This is a genomic window from Devosia riboflavina (assembly GCF_000743575.1).
Lineage (GTDB): Bacteria > Pseudomonadota > Alphaproteobacteria > Rhizobiales > Devosiaceae > Devosia > Devosia riboflavina.
In genome coordinates, this window is record NZ_JQGC01000091.1 from 1 (window position 1) to 701 (window position 701).

1 protein-coding gene is annotated in these 701 nt (G+C 65.5%); it reads left to right on the plus strand.

Annotated elements, in window-relative coordinates; all coding sequences use genetic code 11:
* On the plus strand, positions 1 to 701 hold a 701-nt coding region (gene lptD, locus JP75_RS24835; protein WP_035088006.1), incomplete at both ends, for an LPS assembly protein LptD.

The window sequence follows — 701 nt, forward strand, 5'->3', positions numbered from 1 at the left end:
CGATCGCTGCGCTCGATATCCGCTGGCCGCTGCTGGCCACTGCCGGCTCGTCCACGCACATCATCGAACCCATCGTGCAGCTCGTCTATCGCGGCACCAACACGACGCTGGCCGGCATCACCAATGACGATGCCCAGAGCTTCGTCTTCGATGACGGCAACCTCTTCAGCTTCAACCGTTTCTCGGGTTACGATCGCCAGGAGACCGGCCTGCGCGCCAATATCGGCGCCCGCTACCAGGCCGATTTCGGCGACAATAGCTGGATCGAACTCATCGGCGGCCAGTCGTTCCACCTTGCAGGCGACAACGCCTTCGCGTCGGCCGATCCGGCGCAGGTCGGCAACCCGGCCAGTTCCGGTCTCGGCACTGACGCCTCCTACCTCGTTGCCGGCGTGCGCGGTTCGCTCTGGAACATCTATCGCGCCGGCGCCAAGGTGCAGTTCGATCCGCAGGCCGGCCAGGTCACCCGTACCGCTGCCGCGCTCGGCTTCTCGAACTACGGCTACACGGCCGATATCGAATACGCGTATCTGCGCGCCAACCCTGCCCTCGGCGTCGATGCCGACCAGCATGAGGTGGGTGCGGTGGTCGGCGCACCCGTGCCGCTGCCGTGGATGGATTACTGGCGCGTCAAGGCCGGCGTCTACTGGGATCTGGCCACCAGCCAGTGGCTCGAACTCCAGGGCGGGCTCTATTACGAC